1 pseudogene is annotated in these 744 nt (G+C 69.9%); it reads right to left on the reverse strand.

Annotated elements, in window-relative coordinates:
* Window positions 1–182 precede the first annotated feature (182 nt).
* Window positions 183–744, reverse strand: a pseudogene (locus JCM19049_RS16400) (hypothetical protein); the annotation flags it as partial.

The following is a 744-nucleotide window of genomic DNA, read 5'->3' on the forward strand; positions in this document are numbered from 1 at the left end:
CAGCCACGCCGCCAACGAACCGGGCACCGCGCAAGACCCGGGGCCGGGGACCCGCTCTCACAGCTGCGCGCCAAGGACGAGGACCCGGCCGGCTGGGGTGAGAAGCCTGATGACCTGGCCGAGGGGATGCGCCGCGAAAAACCGCCGCACTGGGGCTGATACGCCGCCGGCCGCACCCTAGTTCACCAGCACGGCGGAAACCTTGCCGCGGGTGACCGCCCCGGAGAGCTCATCGGCTTGGGCCCCGTCGGCGGCCACCACCACAATGCCCTCCCGGACGTGCCGGAGGCCGGCAACAGCCCCAACGAATCACCCTCGCCGCGCTGCGGCACCCACAGCACCGGCAGGCGCCGGCCAATGGTGTGGGAGATGATCTCCTGTTCGAAGCCGTCCCCGCTGCTGAGCACGATATCCACCAGCTGCCCGGGGTGCAGCAGCTGAACGGTGGCCGGATCCGACAACCGGATCGGTACCGCCACACTGCCCGGCGGCATCCCGGTCAGCAGCTGTGGACCAATCAACACCTGTTCATTGAGCAATGCACCGGCCGGTAAACCCACCGCCAGGCGCTGGCCGATGGCCTGCTGCGGGTCATCGAGCAGCCCCGGGACCTGTGACAGGCCGCTGACCGGTGAGAACACCACGTCCTGGGCCAGCAACTGGGACCCGGCGGACTTCTCCACGGCCAGGGTCAGCACCTGCTGGTCGCTGGTCCTCTCCGGCGCCAGAGCGCTGAGCAGCGAG

The sequence above is a fragment of the Arthrobacter sp. JCM 19049 genome, from assembly GCF_001310435.1.